This window comes from Roseateles asaccharophilus (assembly GCF_031458115.1).
Classification (GTDB): Bacteria; Pseudomonadota; Gammaproteobacteria; order Burkholderiales; family Burkholderiaceae_C; genus Pelomonas; species Pelomonas asaccharophilus_A.
In genome coordinates, this window is sequence record NZ_JAVDXV010000006.1 from 70,936 (window position 1) to 88,989 (window position 18,054).

The following is an 18,054-nucleotide window of genomic DNA, read 5'->3' on the forward strand; positions in this document are numbered from 1 at the left end:
GGAGCCCGCAGCACACATGGCCCAACACCATCCCACGTCGGAGCCTACGCGCGCCGGCTGCACCGGATCGAGGATTGGCGCATGAGCACTCCCTAAGGCTGCCAAAAAACCTTGGTATAGAGCTTGTTGCGCGCAGAGGCGACGACCAGCGTCCGATCAGCAAACGGGATGACGTGGAATTGATTGATCGCCTGCCCGCGCTCGTCAATGTCTGCCAGGCTGAACTGAGCCAACGAAGCGGACTGTGCAGCCAAATCGCCCGCGCTCGCGTTGTAGCTGGCAAAACTCAGCACGCCCGGCGCGTCGCTCGGCAGCGCCGCCTTACCAACCCAAATCGAATCGCCCGGGCCTCTCATGAACTGCAGGCAAGCGCCGGCGCATGCGGTCGGCGCCCCCGGCAGGTTCTGCGCATCAAGACCATTGCCGCTGGACAACTGGGGAAGAAGGTTTACGTCCAACAGGGCCCCACGCGCAGGCGCCACACGCAGCACCGGGTCTTCCGGTCCTTGCCAGAGCAAGGCCGCGCCCTTCGAAGTAGCGAGCAAAGCCGCGGCATCAAGCCTTGCCGTCGCCAGTGCGTACTCGGTCCGCGTCACGACACCGGCATCGGTGACAGACGCGAGCTTGAGCTTTCCGCTGCCGTCCGTCAGGTAGCCCACCACCACCTTTCCGCCCGCTGCCGAAGCAGACTGAAGGGTGAGCCCGTCGCTGACGGCCGACACAGTGGACAAGAGGCGGTTGGCTGAGAACACGGTCGTCTCATCCGCCAACGGGTTGCCCTCGGCATCGAAGGGGCGAACTACAAGGTCCGTCACCCAGCCGCTGCTGCTCAGCGAACGCCGCACCATGGCCACCCACAGTCGGCTTCCGTCCACGGCGAACCGCACCTGAGGAACGCCGGAACAGAGCGTCTGCCCCAAGGCGGGTCGGATGGTGATGACGCTGTTGGCGCGGCCGGTGGCCCGAACGCCATGGGCATCAAAGTGCATCAACTCAAATTGACATGAACTGGCCATGTTGTCTGCCGTCACCACCGCGAGCAATCGATCACCCAGCGCGACAAAACCACTTCGCTGCAAGCCGGCGTACAGGCTGGTGCGGGTCACCTGCCCGCGCTTATCGACACTGCTGATCGCGGTCGAACGAGTGGACTGCGAACCAACGAAGTCACCGATCAGCACCGCGTGATCGCTAAACCCAACGACTGAAATTGCAGACTCCAGCGGGCGATCGGGGTCCACGGCCGCGTCAGCTGCCATACGCACCTGCACGGCAGGCACGGCGCCGAATCCCTTGGTGATGCCGTCAAAGTAGGTCAAGACCTCCTCGACCACCTGATTGCTGGTCGCGGAGACCGGCGTGGTCAGGCGTTGTTTGACAACGCCAATGCCTTCGGCGTACCACGTAGATTGCAGAGCCACCTGGGTGGCGGGCGAGGTCCCACCGGTCGACGACAGGGTCACCCTGGCAATGGCAAACATGTCGACACGGACGGCTCGCCGCGTTGCTCCGTTGGCCATGATGACATCCTCCAGGCCTACAACGATGCGGTAGATGCCAAGTTCGCCGGACTCGCGCTTGCCATCCCCGTCCGAATCGATGCCGATGTCGGAGAAGCGTTGGTCCAGCACGGTGACCTGATCGTTCAGCCGGACCGGTGAACGCAACTCCGGATACTTGATCAGGTGTGTCGAGATCCCGGTGAGCGCCGCAACTGCGCTGCTGTAGACAGTGCCGCCGCTCGCGCTCAATGTGGCTGAGTCCACGCCATCGCGAAATGCATTGCTGGCGCGCTCGGTCAAGATGCCACTGCTGACCACCTGGGAGACCGTGTTGCTGTAGCTCGTACTGACACCGTTCAAGGTATCGGTGCCCGCATAGCCCCAACTGGCCCCGTCGATCAGTGGACGCAGGACTGTCGCATCGGCGATCAGGGTCGCACCGGGCCTGGGGGCCGCAGGCACCAGCCCACTTCCTGCTGCCGGACCGGGAGCGCCCGATCCACCTCCGGCCGCAGACCCGCCGCCGCCGCACGCAGACAACAGGAACGAAAGGAAAAGTACACCCAGAAATCGCGCAGCGCGACTGATCATCTATTCACTCCCCCAAGTCCTATGCATCTCGTAGTCTAGTTATGTCTCTGTCCATATCGACGGCGGACAGGTACTGAGACGCCGACACTGATCCTCGTCAGGCGTGCTGCCACAAGCGCGACCGGGCGTGGGGTTTGCGGATTCAGCGGGCGTCGCGCACACCAGCGAGGCTGCAGCTCAGCGACGCGGCCACAGACGAGGCAGCAGCATCGCCCCGATGAGCAGCCCGCCGACCACCATGGACATCACGATCCCCGGCACGTTCAGCATGCCCAGCGCAAAGGTGAACGCGCCCAGCAGCACCGCGGCCAGCACCACGCCCACCATGCTGCCCCGCCCGCCCTGGATGGCCACGCCGCCCAGCAGCGCGATGGTGATGGCGTCCAGCTCCCAGCCGGCGGCGAGGTTGGGGCGGGTGCTGCCGATGCGGCCCGTGAGCAGCACGGCGGCCAGTGCGGCGGCGATGCCGGCGAAGACGAACAAGCCCAGCCGGTAGCGGTCTGCCGCGATGCCGCTGAAGCGGGCGGCGACCGGGTTGGAACCCACGGCGTAGACGCGCCGGCCGTGCACGGTGCGGTGCATCCACACCGCCACGGCGGCGGCGAACACCAGCGCGATGGCGAACTCGATGGGGACGATGAGCCACTCCACGCCGATCAGGTCGCCCATCGTGCCGTTGCCCAGCGTGCTGAGCGCCTCGGGGTAGCCGGTGATCGCCTGGTCGCCCAGCAGCACCAGCGCCAGGCCGCGGTACAGCGACAAGGTGCCGATGGTGACGACGATGGATGGCAGGCCGCGCTTCGTGACCAGCCAGCCGTTCAGCAGTCCGCAGGCCGCGCCGGTCACGACGGCGGCGAGCAGCATCAGCGGCAGGGGTGCGCCGGCCTGCATGGCCAGGCCCATGGCGAGCGAGGAAAGCGCCATCGTCGCGGCGATGGACAGGTCGATCTCGCCGGCCACGATGAGCATGGCCATGGCCATCGCGATGATGAGGCGCTCGGACATGTTGACCGTGCTGTCCGCCAGCGCGTAGGGCGACAGGAAGCCGTCGATGCCGAAGCCGAAGCCCACGTACAGCAGCACGACCAGGCCGGCGAGCACGCGCTCCCAGGTGTTGAGCGCCTTCATGCAGACGGCCTCTCCAGGATGGGCAGGCCCTTGGCCGCCCTCGCCTTTGCGTTGAACGCGACCGACAGCAGGATGACCGCGCCGGCAATGGCCTGTTGCCAGAACGGCGACACGTGGATGACCGGCAGCGCCGCGTTGACGACGCCGATGAAGAGCACGCCCAGCATCGCGCCGCCCACGGTGCCAATGCCGCCCGCGATGCTGACACCGCCGATGACGCAGGCGGCGATGACGGTCAGCTCGTAGCCTGCGGCCAGCTCGGTGAAGGCAATGGCGTACCGCCCCACCCACAACACGCCGGCGAGGCCTGCCAGCGCGCCGGACAGCACATAGACCTGCATCAGCCGGCGACGCTGCGGGATGCCGGCGACAGCCGCCGCACCGGGGTTGTTGCCCAACGCGATGACCTCGCGCCCCGCCGGTCGCCAGCGCAGCCAGGCGGCCATCGCGATCACCACGACTGCCGCGATGACGATGAGCAGCGGCACGCCGAGCAGGTCGGTTCGGGGCAGCGACTTGATGGCGGCGTGGATGTCCTGCTCGGACACCCAGGCCCCGCCGGACGCGACGAACACCGCGCCACGGTAGAGCGACATGGTGCCCAGCGTGACGACGATGGGCGGCAGGCCGGCGTGGGCAATCAGCACGCCGTTCAGCGCACCCAGCAGGCCGCCGATGGTGATGGCCAGCAACAGCAGCACCCCTATGGGCGTGCCCGGCAAGGCCTTGCCCACCAGCGCGCAGGCCATGCCGGTGAGCGCGAGGTTGGACGCCACGGACAGGTCCACGCCGCGCGTCAGCAGCACGACGACCTGGCCGGCCACGAGGATGGCCAGCAGCGCGGACTCGTTGGCGATGTCCAGCGCGTTGCGCCCTGTCAGAAAGACGGGTGCGCGCCAACCCACCAGCAGCACGATAGCGGCGATGACGGCGAGCAGTAGGTGGTCGCGCTTCATGGTGTGGCTACCTCCACGCCCGACGCCGCCGCGACGATGGCCTCGGCCGGCGCACCATGAGCGAACTCCGCCACCTGGCGGCCCCGGCGCATGACGATGACCCGGTCCGCCAGATGCATGGCCTCGGGCAGTTCGGACGACACGAGGATGACGGCCAGGCCCTGCTGCACCATCTCCTCGATCAGCTCGTACACAGCCTGCTTGGCGGCAATGTCTATGCCCTTCGTGGGCTCGTCCAGGATGACCACGCGCGGCTGCAGGCCCAGCCATTTGGCGATGACGACTTTCTGCTGGTTGCCGCCGGACAGGCTGGCCACGGGCACATCCTGCGACGCGGTCTTGATGCGCAGGCGGTCTATCAGGCCTTGGGCAAAGCCGCTCTCGCGCACGGCCGACAGCCAGGGCCCACGGGACAGCTTGCCGTGCCGGGCATGGCGCGGCCCGGCCAGCGCCGGCAGCGTGAGGTTGGCGCCCACGGGGAGGTCCAGCAGCGCGCCTTGTTGGCGACGGTCCTCCGGCACATAGGCCAGGCCGGCGGCGATGGCCTGGGCGGGGTCGTGCAGGTCCACGGGCCGGCCTTCGATCTCGACCTTCGCGGTCGCCTCGGGCTTCAGGCCGATCAGCGCCAGCATCGCCTCGCTGCGGCCGGCTCCAACGAGGCCGTAGAAGCCGAGCACCTCGCCGCGCCTGACTTCGAAAGACAGGTCGGCGAACTCGGTCGGGTGGCTCAAGCCGGTCACGCGCAGGGCCACGTCGCCCGGCGTGCGACGGCGCGGCGGGTAGATGTCGTCCACGGCTCGGCCCACCATCAGGCGCACGAGGTCCGATTCCTGCGCCGTGGCCATGTCGCCGCTGCCGACGGAGGCACCATCGCGCAGCACCACGTAGCGGTCGCACACGGCGAACAGCTCGTCGAACTTGTGCGTGATGAACATGACAGCCACGCCCTGCGACTTGAGGCGGCGAACCAGCGCGTAGACCTCATGGATCTCGGCCTGGCTCAAAGCGGCCGTGGGCTCGTCCAGGATCACGACGCGGGCCCGCATGGACAGCGCGCGGGCGATCTCGATCTGGTGGCGCTGGGCGATGCCAAGCTCGCCGGTCGGCGTGCGGGCGGGGAACTGCGCGCCCACCACGTCCAGCCACTGCTGGGCCTCGCGCTCCATGCGCGGCCAGTCCACGATGCTGATGCCCACCACGCGCTTCGTCGGCGGGCGGGCTATGAAGATGTTCTCGGCGGCCGAGAGCGCGTCGAACACGACGGTCTCCTGATGCACGGCGGCGATGCCCAGCGCCTGCGCGTCCTGCGTGCGGGCGAAACGCACGGGCCGACCGTCGAGCAGGATCTCGCCCGCGTCCGGCGCATGCACGCCAGTCAGCGTCTTGACCAGCGTGCTCTTGCCGGCGCCGTTCTCGCCGATGAGCGCCAGCGCCTGACCGGGCACCAGGTCCAGGTCAACGCCGCGCAGTGCCTGCGTGGGACCGAAGCGTTTGGTGATGCCACGCAGTTGCAGCATCAGTACATCTTGGCGAACTTGTCCACGTTGCCCGCGTTGAAGGTGAAGGGCTCCGCCATCGCGCCTTCCGCGTTTGCGTCCAGCGTCATCTTGCCCACACGGCCCAGCGGCACGACCTCGCCCGGCATGCCCTTGACCGAACCCTTCACCAATGCGTTGGCGGCGTGGATGACCGAGTAGCCCAGGTCCACCGGGTTCCAGATCGCAAAGCTCTTCACCGCCCCACCCTTCACGTGGCCCACCATCTCCGAAGGCAGCCCCAGGCCGGTGACGAAGACCTTGCCCACCATGCGCTCGTCCTGCACGGCGCGGGCGGCGGCGGCGATGCCTACCGTCGTCGGCGCGACGATGACCTTGAGGTTGGGGTGGCTCTTCAGCAGGCCTTGCGCCTCGCGGTAGCTCTTGTCGGTCTGGTCATCGCCATAGACCACGCTGACGAGCTTGACCTTGGCATAGGGCGGCGTGGCCAGCGCCGTCTTCATCGCGGCGATCCACGCGTTCTGGTTGGTGGCCTGCGCGGTGGCGGACAGCACGGCCACTTCGCCGCCAGTGGGTGACGCGTCCAGCGCCAGCGCGGCCAGCTTGGCGCCGATCAGCGGCGTGCTGGACGGCGCGAGGTGTAGCTGCCGGCCATCCTTGCGCACCATGGAGTCGAAGGACAGCACCTTGATGCCGCGCTGTTGCGCCTTCTTCAGCACCGGCACCAGCGCGTCGGGGTCGTTGGCGGAGATGGCGATGGCCTTCACGCGCTGGGCGATCAACGCGTTGACGATTTCCACCTGCCCCTCCGCCGTGGGCTTGGCCGGGCCGGCGTAGACGATCTCCAGCCCGCCCAATTCCTTGGCGGCTTCCTGCGCACCCTGCCGAGCGGCGTCGAAGAAGCCGTTGCCCAGGCTTTTCACGACCAGTGCGAGCTTGTCGGCGGCCAGGGCCGGCTGAACCAACGCGAGTGCCGCGACGGCGGCGGCCAGCGTGTTGCGAATTCGGTGCTGCATGCGTCTCCAATCTCCGGCGCGCGGCCGTGTGGGGGCGCAGTAGGCCTCAAAAGAACGCCCCCGCCACCTCTTTGCGGGGAACTACGGATCACAACGCTCATGACTGCGATTAGGATAGCGCTATCCAACAACAAACCAGCCCCTCTTGCAGATGAGTTCCAACGCGCCCGCATCCCTCGTCGTCATGGGCGTGGCCGGCAGCGGCAAATCCACGCTGGCTTCCGCGCTCGCGAAACGCCTGGGTCGCGTCTGGCTGGAGGGCGACCAGTTCCACGGCGAGTCCAACCGCAGCAAGATGGCGCGCGGCGAACCGCTGACCGATGAAGACCGTGCCAGCTGGCTGGCCAGTCTGGCGGAGCAGTTGCAGCAGCGCCCCGGCGTGCTGCTGGCCTGCTCGGCGCTGAAGCTCAGCTACCGCGACCAGCTGCGCGCCGCCTCGCCGGGCCTGCGCTTCGCTTTCCTGGACATCGCCAAGGACCAGGCCAGCCTGCGGGTCACGACGCGCGGCGGCCATTTCTTTTCCGCCAGCCTGATGGACAGCCAGTTCGAGACGCTGGAGCCGCCAGTGGGAGAGCCGGGCGTCATCCACCTGGACGCCTGCCAGCCGCTGGACCGCCTGCAGGCCGAGGTCTGCGATTGGCTCGCCCCTTGAGACCGCGATGAAGCATCCCGCCCTGACCCAACGCGAGATCGTCGGCTACGGCCTGGGCGACATGGGGTTCAACTTCTACTGGACCAACATCTCGACCTTCCTGCTGATCTTCTACACCGACGTGTTCGGCATCACCGCGGCCGCGGCCGCGACGATGCTGTTCGTCGTGAAGATCTTCAACGCCTTCACCGACCCCATGATCGGCGCCTTCGCCGACCGCACGCAGACGCGCTGGGGCAAGTTCCGCCCCTACCTGCTGTTTGTGCCGCTGCCGCTGGCCGTGCTGGGCGTGCTGACCTACACCACGCCCGACCTCGGCCCCACGGGCAAGCTGGTCTGGGCTTACGTGACCTACCTGCTGCTGATGACGGTCTACACCGCCGTCAACCTGCCCTACAGCGCGCTCTCGGGCGTCATCACGGGCGACGCGCGCGAGCGCAATGCGATCAACGCGTCGCGCTTCGTCTGCGGCTTCACGGGCGGCATGATCGTCACGGCCGTCTCGCCCAGGCTGGTGGAATGGCTGGGCGGCGGCGACCCCGCGATGGGCTGGACGCTGACCATGGTGTTCTGGGGTGTCGCCGCGTGGCTGATCTTCGGCATCACGTTCAGCACCACGCAGGAGCGCGTGCAGCCCGTGCAGCAACCCGCAACCGTGCGGCAAGACCTGGCCGACCTGCGCAGCAACAAGCCGTGGATCCTGCTGTTCCTGCTGGCGCTGATCATCATGGTCAGCATCACGCTGCGCATGACCAGCGCGGCCTACTACTTCAAGTACGTGGTCAACCGGCCCGAGCTGCTCGCCACCTTCGTGCCAGCCTACCTGCTGGCCGCCGCCGCGGGCACGGCGCTCACGCCCTTCCTCGCCCGTTTCATCGACAAGCGCAAGCTGATGATCGGGCTGATGCTGATCTCCACCGTGCTGTCGGCGGCCTTCCTGTTCGTGGACGCAAGCCAGATCTGGCTGATGTATGCGCTGCAGATCGCGCTGGGCCTGGCGCTCGGCCCCAAGTCGCCGCTGAACTTCTCCATGCTGGCCGACGCGGCCGACTTCAACGAATGGCGCAACGGCCGCCGCGCGACGGGCATGACCTTCGCCGCCAGCTCCTTCGCGCAGAAGCTGGGCACAGCCGTGGCGGTAGGCGTCATCGGCGCCATCTTCACGGCGCTGGGCTATGTGCCCAACGCGGCGCAGTCGGCCGACTCGCAGGCCGGCATCGTCTGGCTGATGTCGGTCATTCCCGCCCTGTTCACGCTGATGGCCGCCGTGCTGATGATCTTCTACACGCTGGACAACCCGACGATGGCGCGCATCCAGAGCGACCTGGCCGCGCGAAAGACCTAGCCTAGAAACGGCAGTTGACCGCTCGCTATTCATCGAAAGTCCTCGTGCATCAACACCTTACTCCTGTCGCCACATTCACCACTTCGGTGAGCAGCGCTGCCCGCCCACTGGTCTGGCGCTTCGCGCCGCTGGCGGCGTTGCTTCTCCTCGCGGGCACGAGCCCGCAGCGTCGCCGCGCCTTGCCAGCGACCCGCCTCGCCAGCCCCTCGGGCGCGCCCAACTGCCGTTTCTAGGCTTGACCATGATTCACCACCACGACAACGGCGCCCGCTGCGAACTGACCAGCCCGACCGCGATGCCGCAAGCCGGCGGCTTCCTGTGGAACCGCCGCATGATGATCCAGATGACCTGCCGGGGCTACGCCACCGCGCAGTTCATGCAGCCCGAACCGGCCAAGTACGCGCACGCCCCCAACCTGCAGGCCAAGACCTTCATGCAGCCGGAGCAGGCCTACTACGCGCACCACCCCGGCCGCTTCGTCTACGTGAAGGACGAGGACACGGGCGAGTTGTTCTCCGCGCCCTACGAGCCGGTGCGGGCCAAGGTGGACCGCTTCAGCTTCACCGCCGGCGCCAGCGAGCTGGCCTGGACCGTGGAGCACCTGGGACTGCGCGTGGAGATGCGCCTGGGCCTGCCGACGGACGACGTGGTGGAGCTGTGGGAGCTGCGCGTCACCGACCTGTCGGGCCGGCCCCGGCGCGTCAGCGTGGTGCCCTACTTCCCCATCGGCTACATGTCGTGGATGAACCAGTCCGCCGAATGGCGCGCGGACCTGGGCGGCATCGTGGCCAGCAGCATCACGCCCTATCAAAAGGTGGCGGACTACTTCAAGAACAAGGATCTCAAGGACAAGACCTATTTCCTCTGCGAGCGCACGCCCGACGCGTGGGAAGCCTGCCAGGCGGCGTTCGAAGGCGAAGGCGGCCTGCACAACCCCAGCGCGCTGCAAGTCAAGACGCTGGCCGGTGGCGATGCCCGCTACGAAACGCCGGCCGCCTGCGTGCAGTACCGTGTCTCGCTGGCCGCCAACGGCAGCGAGAGCTGGCGCTTCCTGTTCGGCCCCGCGCTGGACGACGCCGAGATCGCGACGGTGCGCGAGACCTACCTCAGCGCCGCCGGCTTCGCTCGCACCCGCGCGGCCTATGCCGACTACATCGCCAGCGGCAGCGGCTGCCTGCGCATCACCACGCCCGACCCCGCCTTCGACCGCTTCGTGAACCACTGGCTGCCACGCCAGGTCTTCTATCACGGCGACGTCAACCGCCTCAGCACCGATCCGCAGACCCGAAACTACCTGCAGGACAACCTGGGCATGGCGTATATCGCACCCAGCGTCACGCGCGGCGCGCTGCTGCATGCGTTGAGCCAGCAGGAAGCCAATGGCGCCATGCCCGACGGCATCCTGCTGTTCGAAGGCGCGGAGCTGAAGTACATCAACCAGGTGCCGCACACCGACCACTGCGTGTGGCTGCCCGTCTGCCTGCAGGCCTACCTGGACGAGACCGGTGACTTCGCGCTGCTGGCCGTGGACGTGATGGGCCAGACCGTAGCCCAGCGCTTCGACGCCGCGATGGACTGGCTGCACCAGGACCGCGATGCGCGGGGCTTGAGCTTCATCGCCCAGGGCGACTGGTGCGACCCGATGAACATGGTGGGCTACAAGGGCCGCGGCGTGTCCGGTTGGCTGACCGTGGCTGCGGCCTACGCGATGAAGCTGTGGGCAGGCATCAGCGCCGACGCCGGTCGCTCAGACGCCGCCACGCGCTGGCAGGCCGCTGCGCAGGAGCTGAACGACGCCGCCAACCTCCAACTGTGGGACGGCGACTGGTTTGCCCGCGGCATCACGGACGACGACGTGAAGTTCGGCATCAGCACCGACCCCGCCGGTCGCATCTTCCTGAACCCTCAGTCCTGGGCCATGCTCAGCGGCGCGGCCAGCGATGAGCAACGCGTGAAGATGCTCGCCGCCATCGAGGAACAGCTGGAGACGCCGCACGGCGTAGCCATGTTCAACCCGCCCTACCCCCGCATGCGTGACGACGTGGGCCGAGTGACGCAGAAGCACCCCGGCTCGGCCGAGAACGGCGCCGTCTACAACCACGCGGCGGCGTTCTACATCCACGCGCTGTACGACGCCGGCGAGAGCGACCGCGCCTGGCGCGCGCTGCGCGCGATGGTGGCCGGGCCCAACGAGGCCGACCTGCTGCAGCGCGGCCAGATGCCGGTGTTCATCCCGAACTACTACCGCGGCGCGCACAAGGAATATCCGCGTACCGCCGGCCGCTCCAGCCAGCTGTTCAACACCGGCACGGCGGCCTGGGCCTATCGCTCGGTCATCGAAGGCCTGTGCGGCCTGCGTGGGCATGCCGAAGGGCTGCTGGTGAAGCCGCAGTTGCCGTCGAGCTGGGACAGCCTCAGCGCCGAACGCGAGTTCCGCGGCGCACGTTTCAAGCTGCAGGTGCGCCGCACGGGCGTGGCCCGCGTGCTGCTGGATGGCGAGCCGCTGGCTGGCGGCCTGGTGCGCAATATCGAAGCCGGGCGCGAGTACCGGCTGGACGTCGACCTGGCCTGAGGCATTGCGTATTCGGGCCGAGCGCCGGGCCGCTCCCAAGCCGGCCCGTCTGGCGATGTACACGCGGCTCAATGCCGCGTGTATCGCCGTCCCCTCGGGGGACCGACCAGACCGCCCGCGTTCAGCGCGGCGGCCTGGGCGAGGGGCTCACGCGCTTGCCCGCTTGAGGACCTGGAAGCCCAGGTCCAGGTTCGGCGTCTCCACCGGCAGCCCGCGGATCAGCTTGATCAGCATCTGCGCCGCCTGCTCACCGATCTCGCGGCGCGGCGTGGCCACGGTGGTCAGCGACGGCAGCATCTGGTCGCTGCCCGGCAGGTTGTTGAAGCCCGCCACGGCCACGCGCTGCGGCACCGCCACGCCCAGCCGCAACGCGGCCAGCAGCGCGCCCTGGGCCAGGTCGTCGTTGCAGAAGAAGATGGCGTCGGTGTCGGGCGCTTCCTTCAGCACGCGTTCCAGCATCTGCCCGCCCAAGGCCATGGACGACGGCTCGGGCGTCTGCAGCTTGAACACCCGTTCGCCGAAGCCCGCTTGTTGCATGGCCTGCACATAGCCCTCTCCGCGCTCCAGCGTGCGCGGGTCCAGTTGGGCGGCAACGTAAGCGACGTGCTTCCGACCGGAGTCCAGCAGGTGTTGCGTGATGGCGCGCCCGGCCTCGCGCTGCGAGAAGCCCACGCTGTAGCAGCCGGGCTCGGTGTCCAGTTCCATCACGTGCACGCAGGGCACGCCGCTGGCTTCGATGAGCTTCGTGGCCGCGGCGCTGTGGTCGCGCCCGGTCACGATGAGGCCGGCCGGCCGGTGCGCCAGGAAGCTGCGCAGCACCGCCTCCTCCTCGCCCGCGTCGTAATGCGTGACACCGATCAGCGCCTGGAAGCCGCCGGCCACCAGCGTGGTCTGCGCGGCATCCAGCAGTTCGACGAACAGCGTGTTGCTCAGCTTGGGGATCAGCACCGCCACATGCGAGCTGCGGCTGGACGCCAGCGCCCGCGCGGCGGGGTCGGGCACGTAGCCCAATTCGGCGGCGGCGGCCTGCACGCGTTCCACCAGTTCGTGGCCCACGGCCCGCTCGCCGCGCAGCGCGCGCGACACGGTGATGGGGCTGACGCCTGCGGCCGCTGCCACGTCCGCCAGGGTCACCCGGCCGGTGGCCCGGGTGCGTCGGGCGGGGGCGGCGGGCGGCGGTGTGCGATGGGGCATGGCTAGAGAGTATCCCCCATACCGAGCTACCGAATAGGCGCCTAGGATAGCGCAATCCCAAAGAAGATTGGCTCAAGCCGTTTACCAATCTTCATGGGGGGACGGCGCTGTCCGCCAAATGACTTCGAGCTTGCCTCGATTTTTTTGGAAGCACCGGGATAGCGCTATCCATTAAACAAGTTTGTTTAGGAAACAACGCCGCCTGCCGGTACCCAAGGCAGCTCCGCTGCCCATATTCAGGAGACAACATGAACACTTCCCGTCACAAGAACCTGATCCACCTCGCCGCGCTGGCCGCCTGTGCCAGCTTGGCCCTGCCCGCTCAAGCGCAGACGGCCGAAGCCGCCCCGCCCGCCGGGGACAGCAGTGGTGGTTCCAACGTACTGAGCACCGTCGTCGTGACGGGCTCGCGCATCTCTGCCCGCGGCTTCACGCAGCCCACGCCCACCACCCGCATGGTGGCGGCCGACCTGGAAAAGAGCGCCGAGCCCAACCTCTTCAACGCCATCGCCGACCTGCCCGCGCTGCAGGGCAGCACGGGCCGCACCACCAGCACCAACAGCACCAGCTCCGGCATCCAGGGTCTCAGCTCGCTGAGCCTGCGCGGCCTGGGCCCCATCCGCACGCTGACGCTGATCGACGGCCAGCGCGTCATCGGCGCCAACGTGACCGGCGTGACCGACGTGAGCCAGTTCCCGCAACTGCTGGTCAAGCAGGTGGACGTGGTGACCGGCGGCGCGTCCGCCTCCTACGGCTCGGACGCCGTCGGCGGCGTGGTGAACTTCATCACCGACAAGCGCTTCACCGGCTTCAAGGGCCATGTGGCGGGCGGGCAGACCAACTACGGCGACGACAAGAACGGCCAGCTGCAGGCCGCCTGGGGCACGGGCTTCGCCGGTGGGCGCGGCCACCTGACCGCCAGCATCGAGTACGCCCGCGAGAAGGGCGTGCCCTCCCCCCGCTTCGGCGGCGCCGGCGCGAACGGCCGCACCTGGTTCAAGAACCCGGCCTTCCAGGTGCGCCCCATCGGCCAGACCAACGACGGCAAGCCGCAGTACACCTTCATCGAGAACGCCCAGCAGTTCCAGTATTCCAAGTACGGGCTCATCACCAACGGCCCGCTGCAGGGCACGGCCTTCGGCCCGGGCGGCACGCCCTACCAATTCCAGTACGGCTCCAACGGCGTGCCCACCGGCACCGGCGCCGTCACCGGCTGCGTGACGCCCTTCTGCGTCGGCGGCGACCTGACCGGCACGGTGGGCGGCGGCACGACGCTGGGCATGAACATGTCCCGCCAGGTGGCCTATGTACGCGGCAGCTTCGAGCTGAACGACGACCACGAGGTCTACGCCAGCTTCAACTACGGCAAGGTGGACTCGCTGTTCACGCCCAACCCCGGCGCGGCCAAGAACGCCAACCTGACCATCCAGTGCAGCAATCCCTACCTGCCCGCGTCCATCGCGGCGGCCTGCGCGGCCAACAACATCACGAGCTTCCAGTACGGCGTGGCCAACGCGATCTTCCCCAAGGACATCGAGGTCAACCCGGTGCGCACGCAGCTGCGCGCCGTGGTGGGCGCCAACGGCAAGTTCGACGCCTTCGGCAAGGGCTGGACCTATGACGCCTACGCGGCACATGGCCAGAACACCATCGACATCAACGTCGAGAACATGACGCTGAACGCGCGCTACAACGCCGCCATCGACGCCGTGCGCGGGCCCAACAACACCATCATCTGCCGCAACGCCGCCGCGGCCGCGTCGGGCTGCAAGCCGCTGAACATCATTGGCGACAACCCCATTGCCCCCGACGCCTGGGCCTACATCGCACCGGCCGATGGCCCACGCCAGTACTCGCGCCAACGCCAGTCGGTCGCCGCCTTCAACATCAATGGCGAGCCCTTCTCGCTGTGGGCCGGCCCGGTGGCCATGGCCTTCGGTGCCGAGGCGCGCCGCGAGCAGTACTACGTCATCGGCGACCCCTACGGCAACGGCGTGTTCCCCGAAACACCCAACACACCGCAGTACCCGGCCGACCCGCTGCTGAACACCGCCATCGGCAACAACTGGTACGCCGGCAACTATCACAACGCCAAGGGCGCCTACCACGTGAAGGAAGCCTTCATCGAGTTCAACCTGCCGCTGTTCAAGTCCACGAGCCTGGGTGAAGCCAACCTCAACCTGGCCGGCCGCCAGACGGACTACAGCACCTCGGGCAACGTCAGTGCCTGGAAGGTCGGCGCCACCTGGAAGACCGCCATGGACGGCCTGCGCGTGCGCGCCGTCACGTCCCAGGACGTGCGCGCCCCCAACCTCAGCGAGCTGTTCGCCGCGCCGCTGGTCGTCAACAACACCGTCAACTACCAGGGCACCACGCTGACCGTGCAGCAACGCACCATCGGCAACGTCAACCTGCGCCCGGAAATCGCGCGCAACACGACGCTGGGCCTGGTGCTGGCGCAGCCGAAGTGGGCGCCGGGCTTCAGCGCCTCCATCGACTACTTCGACATCAAGGTTGACGACGTGATCTCTTCGCTGAACGCCCAGCAGGAGGTGGACCTGTGCGTCGCCGGCAACCAGGAAATCTGCGCGGCGATGGACCTGGTCAGCGCGACCAAGTACGTGACGCTGCAGGCCTTCAACCTGGCCTCCATGCGCAACAAGGGCTTCGACCTTGAAGGCGTCTACCGCTTCAACCTGGGCGGCGTGGGCCTGCCCGGCAGCCTGACGCTGCGCGGCCTGGCCACGCACACCAAGAGCTTCAAGACCAACTCGGGCGTCGTGGGCACCATCCCGAGCGAAGCCGCGGGCGTCAACCTCGGCAACACGCCCAAGTGGAAGGGCCAGTTCTCGCAGTCGTGGGAGACGGACACCGCGAGCTTCACGGTCTCGCAGCGCTGGATCAGCGACGGCGTCTACAGCAACGAATACATCGAGTGCCAGGCCAGCTGCCCGGTCTCCACGGTGACTCGACCCACCATCCTGAACAACCAGATGAAGGGCGCGTTCTACTGGGACATCGGCGGTTCGTACAAGGTCAACAAGAACCTGAGCGTGTACTTCAAGGTCGACAACCTGACTGACGTGGATCCCGTGGCCGCGCCGCAGACGGGCACGGGCTACGGCATCAACCCGTTCCTGTATGACGTGTTGGGGCGGCAGTACCGCGTGGGCGCTCGAATGAGCTTTTAAAGCCCAGCGCGGACCGAGCGCCGGGCCGCCCCAAGCCGGCCCGCGGGCGATGTGCTTGCGGGTCAACACCGCAAGCATCGCCGTCCCGTCGGGAGACCGCCCAGACCCGCCCGCGTTCAGCGGGGCGGGTCTGGGCGAGCGGCTTCAAAATCAGCCGGCCTTCATGCGGCCGACGACATCACACGCTTCGGCCAGCAGCGACGGCACGTCAATGGTCGTCGGCTGGCGCTCCTTCAGCACCTGCCGGCCACCCACCCACACGTTGCTGACGTGCTCGCGACCGGCCACGTAGACCAGTTGCGCGGCCGGGTTGTAGACCGGCTGGCACTCGATGCTGTCCAGCGACACGGCCACCACGTCGGCCAGCTTGCCCACTTCCAGCGAGCCCAGGTCGTCGGCACGGCCCATGGCCTTGGCGGCGCGGATGGTCGCCATCTCCAGCGCCGTGCGGGCCGACGCCACCGTCGGATCGCCCGTGATGCCCTTGGCCAGCAGCGCGGCCGAGCGGATCTCGCCGAACATGTCCAGGCGGTTGTTGGACGCCGCACCGTCGGTGCCCAGGATGGTGTTGACGCCGGCTGCTTCCAGCGCCTTCAGCGGCATCACGCCCGAGGCCAGCTTCAGGTTGGAGTTGGGGTTGTGCACCAGGTGCACGCCCTTCTTGGCCATCAGCTCGATCTCGGCCTCGTTGAGGTGAACCATGTGCACGGCGATCATGCGCTCGCTGAACAGGCCCAGCTTGTCCAGGCGCGTGATGGGGCGCACGCCATGCGCCTTGATGCCGTCCTCGACCTCGCCCGCCGTCTCGTGGATGTGGCAGTGCATCTGGATGTCCAGCTTCTCGGCCAGATCGCGCAGCTTGATGAAGGTCTCGTCGGACACCGTGTAGGGCGCATGCGGTGCACTGGTCCAGTCCAGCAGCGTCTCGCCCTTGTACTGCTCGTAGGCGGCCACGCCCTTGGCGATGTAGTCGTCCGGGCCCGACGCATAGCCGGTCGGGAAGTCGATGACGTTCATCGACACGGCGGCACGCACGCCCGAGTCCACGGCGGCACGGGCCATCGCGGTCGGGAAGAAGTACATGTCGTTGATGTAGGTCGTGCCGCTGCGCAGGCCTTCGGCGGCGGCGAGCTTGGAGCCCAGATACGTCCACTCCTCGCTGACCCACTTCTTCTCGAGTGGCCAGATGTGGTTCTGCAGCCAGTCCATCAGCGGCACGTCGTCGGCCACGCCGCGCAGCAGCGTCATGGCCGAGTGCGCGTGGGCGTTGATGAGACCGGGGATCAGGATCTGCTCGGGCAGTTCCACGCGCATGGCTTGCGGGTACTTCGCGATCAGGTCGTCGCGCGGGCCGACAGCGGCGATGCGCTCGCCCTCGATCAGCAGGCCATGGTTCTCCAGCGTGTCTTCGCCGGGCTTCATCGACAACAGCCAGCGGGGCAGCAGCAGGGTCTGGGACATCTTGTTCTCCTTGTGGGATTCAGTTCTTGAGCAGTTGCTCGACTTCGTCTCGATGCGGCATCGCATCCTGCACACCGGCCCGCGACACGGCGATGGCCGCGGCGGCTTGGGCGAAGCTCAGTGCATTTTCGATGGCCTGGCCTTCGGCCAGTGCGGTGACCAGCGCGCCAACCAGCGTGTCGCCGGCGCCCACGGTGTCCACCGCCTTCACGCGCCGCGCAGGCACACGGCGCGTGCCTTGCGCATCAACCCAGCACAGGCCTTCGGCGCCCAACGACACCAGCACGGCCGATGGGCCCTTGGCGCGCAGCGTCTGGGCCAGCGCCTCGGGTTCAGCCGCACCGCCACCAAGCGTCGTGACCAGGGCCTGCGCCTCCAGCGCGTTGACGACCAGCAGGTCGACCCGCGGCAGCAGGCTCTCGCAGCCGGGCCGATAGGGCGCCGCATTCAGCAGCGTCTTCACGCCCGCGGCATGAGCCCGCTCGAAGGCCCGGGCAATGCTTTCCAGCGGCAGCTCCTGCTGCGCCACCAGCCAGCGCAGGCCCGCCAGTTCCAGCGCCTCCACCTGCGCCAGCGGCAGCGTGCCGTTCGATCCGGCGACGGTGACGATCTGGTTCTCCGCGTCCTCGGCGCCCACGACGATGAGCGCAACACCCGGCACCTCGTCGGCGGGCTGGGCGATGGCGCGCGTGTCGACGCCCTCGCCCTTCAACTGCTCGACCATGGCCGCGCCGTTCTCCAGCAGGCCCACGCGGGCGGCCAGCGCCACCTTGGCGCCCAGCCGCGCCGACGCCACCGCCTGGTTGGCCCCCTTGCCGCCCAGGCAGGAGCCAAAGCGCTGGCCGCGCAGCGTCTCGCCCGGCAACGGCAGCCGCGGCGCGTGCACGATGAGGTCGCGGTTGACGCTACCCAGGACGAGGATCTCAGCAACGGACATCAGGTCTCCAAAT

The 18,054-nt window shown here is 67.9% G+C and carries 12 protein-coding genes; 4 read left to right on the forward strand and 8 right to left on the reverse strand.

What is annotated here, in order from left to right; translation table 11 throughout:
* Positions 1–92: 92 nt before the first annotated feature.
* The 5 genes from J2X21_RS15625 to rhaS all read right to left on the reverse strand — a co-directional run bounded on the left by J2X21_RS15625 (position 93) and on the right by rhaS (position 6,689).
* On the reverse strand, positions 93–1,964 hold the full coding sequence (locus J2X21_RS15625; protein ID WP_310330144.1) for a hypothetical protein: 1,872 nt from the start codon (positions 1,962–1,964) through the stop codon (positions 93–95).
* A gap of 306 nt (positions 1,965–2,270) precedes the next feature.
* On the reverse strand, positions 2,271–3,221 hold the full coding sequence (locus J2X21_RS15630; RefSeq protein WP_310330145.1) for an ABC transporter permease: 951 nt from the start codon (positions 3,219–3,221) through the stop codon (positions 2,271–2,273).
* Positions 3,218–4,177, reverse strand: a complete 960-nt coding sequence (locus J2X21_RS15635) for an ABC transporter permease (RefSeq protein ID WP_310330146.1) — start codon at positions 4,175–4,177, stop codon at positions 3,218–3,220. The genes J2X21_RS15630 and J2X21_RS15635 overlap by 4 nt, the downstream gene beginning before the upstream one ends.
* Positions 4,174–5,694: a sugar ABC transporter ATP-binding protein gene (locus J2X21_RS15640; RefSeq protein ID WP_310330148.1), complete on the reverse strand. Its 1,521-nt coding sequence runs from the start codon at positions 5,692–5,694 to the stop codon at positions 4,174–4,176. Before J2X21_RS15640 ends, J2X21_RS15635 begins: the two co-directional genes overlap by 4 nt.
* The gene (gene rhaS / locus J2X21_RS15645; protein ID WP_310330150.1) at positions 5,694–6,689 is read right to left on the reverse strand and encodes a rhamnose ABC transporter substrate-binding protein; all 996 of its coding nucleotides are present in this window, start codon (positions 6,687–6,689) and stop codon (positions 5,694–5,696) included. Before rhaS ends, J2X21_RS15640 begins: the two co-directional genes overlap by 1 nt.
* Positions 6,690–6,840: 151 nt before the next feature.
* Between rhaS and J2X21_RS15650 the strand changes: the two genes are divergently transcribed.
* The 3 genes from J2X21_RS15650 to J2X21_RS15660 all read left to right on the forward strand — a co-directional run bounded on the left by J2X21_RS15650 (position 6,841) and on the right by J2X21_RS15660 (position 11,258).
* On the forward strand, positions 6,841–7,341 hold the full coding sequence (locus tag J2X21_RS15650) for a gluconokinase (protein ID WP_310330152.1): 501 nt from the start codon (positions 6,841–6,843) through the stop codon (positions 7,339–7,341).
* A gap of 7 nt (positions 7,342–7,348) precedes the next feature.
* Positions 7,349–8,686 carry an MFS transporter gene (locus J2X21_RS15655; RefSeq protein WP_310330153.1) on the forward strand — a complete coding sequence of 446 codons (1,338 nt, stop codon included), beginning with the start codon at positions 7,349–7,351 and terminating at the stop codon, positions 8,684–8,686.
* Between the two features lie 241 nt (positions 8,687–8,927).
* Positions 8,928–11,258, forward strand: coding sequence for a GH36-type glycosyl hydrolase domain-containing protein (locus J2X21_RS15660; RefSeq protein ID WP_310330155.1), 2,331 nt, complete (start codon positions 8,928–8,930; stop codon positions 11,256–11,258).
* Between the two features lie 147 nt (positions 11,259–11,405).
* Here the strand turns inward: J2X21_RS15660 and gntR are convergent, their stop codons facing one another.
* Positions 11,406–12,452, reverse strand: a complete 1,047-nt coding sequence (gene gntR / locus J2X21_RS15665) for an HTH-type transcriptional regulator GntR (RefSeq protein ID WP_310330157.1) — start codon at positions 12,450–12,452, stop codon at positions 11,406–11,408.
* 248 nt (positions 12,453–12,700) lie between these two features.
* Here gntR and J2X21_RS15670 point away from each other — a divergent pair, with 248 nt between their 5' ends.
* Positions 12,701–15,643, forward strand: coding sequence for a TonB-dependent receptor plug domain-containing protein (locus J2X21_RS15670; protein WP_310330159.1), 2,943 nt, complete (start codon positions 12,701–12,703; stop codon positions 15,641–15,643).
* Between the two features lie 150 nt (positions 15,644–15,793).
* Here the strand turns inward: J2X21_RS15670 and J2X21_RS15675 are convergent, their stop codons facing one another.
* Together J2X21_RS15675 and J2X21_RS15680 are read right to left on the reverse strand one after the other, a co-directional pair.
* Positions 15,794–17,104 carry a TRZ/ATZ family hydrolase gene (locus J2X21_RS15675; RefSeq protein ID WP_310330161.1) on the reverse strand — a complete coding sequence of 437 codons (1,311 nt, stop codon included), beginning with the start codon at positions 17,102–17,104 and terminating at the stop codon, positions 15,794–15,796.
* A 19-nt stretch (positions 17,105–17,123) separates the two neighbouring features.
* Entirely contained in the window at positions 17,124–18,041 is a 918-nt protein-coding gene (locus J2X21_RS15680; RefSeq protein WP_310330163.1) for a ribokinase, read from the reverse strand.
* Positions 18,042–18,054 lie beyond the last annotated feature (13 nt).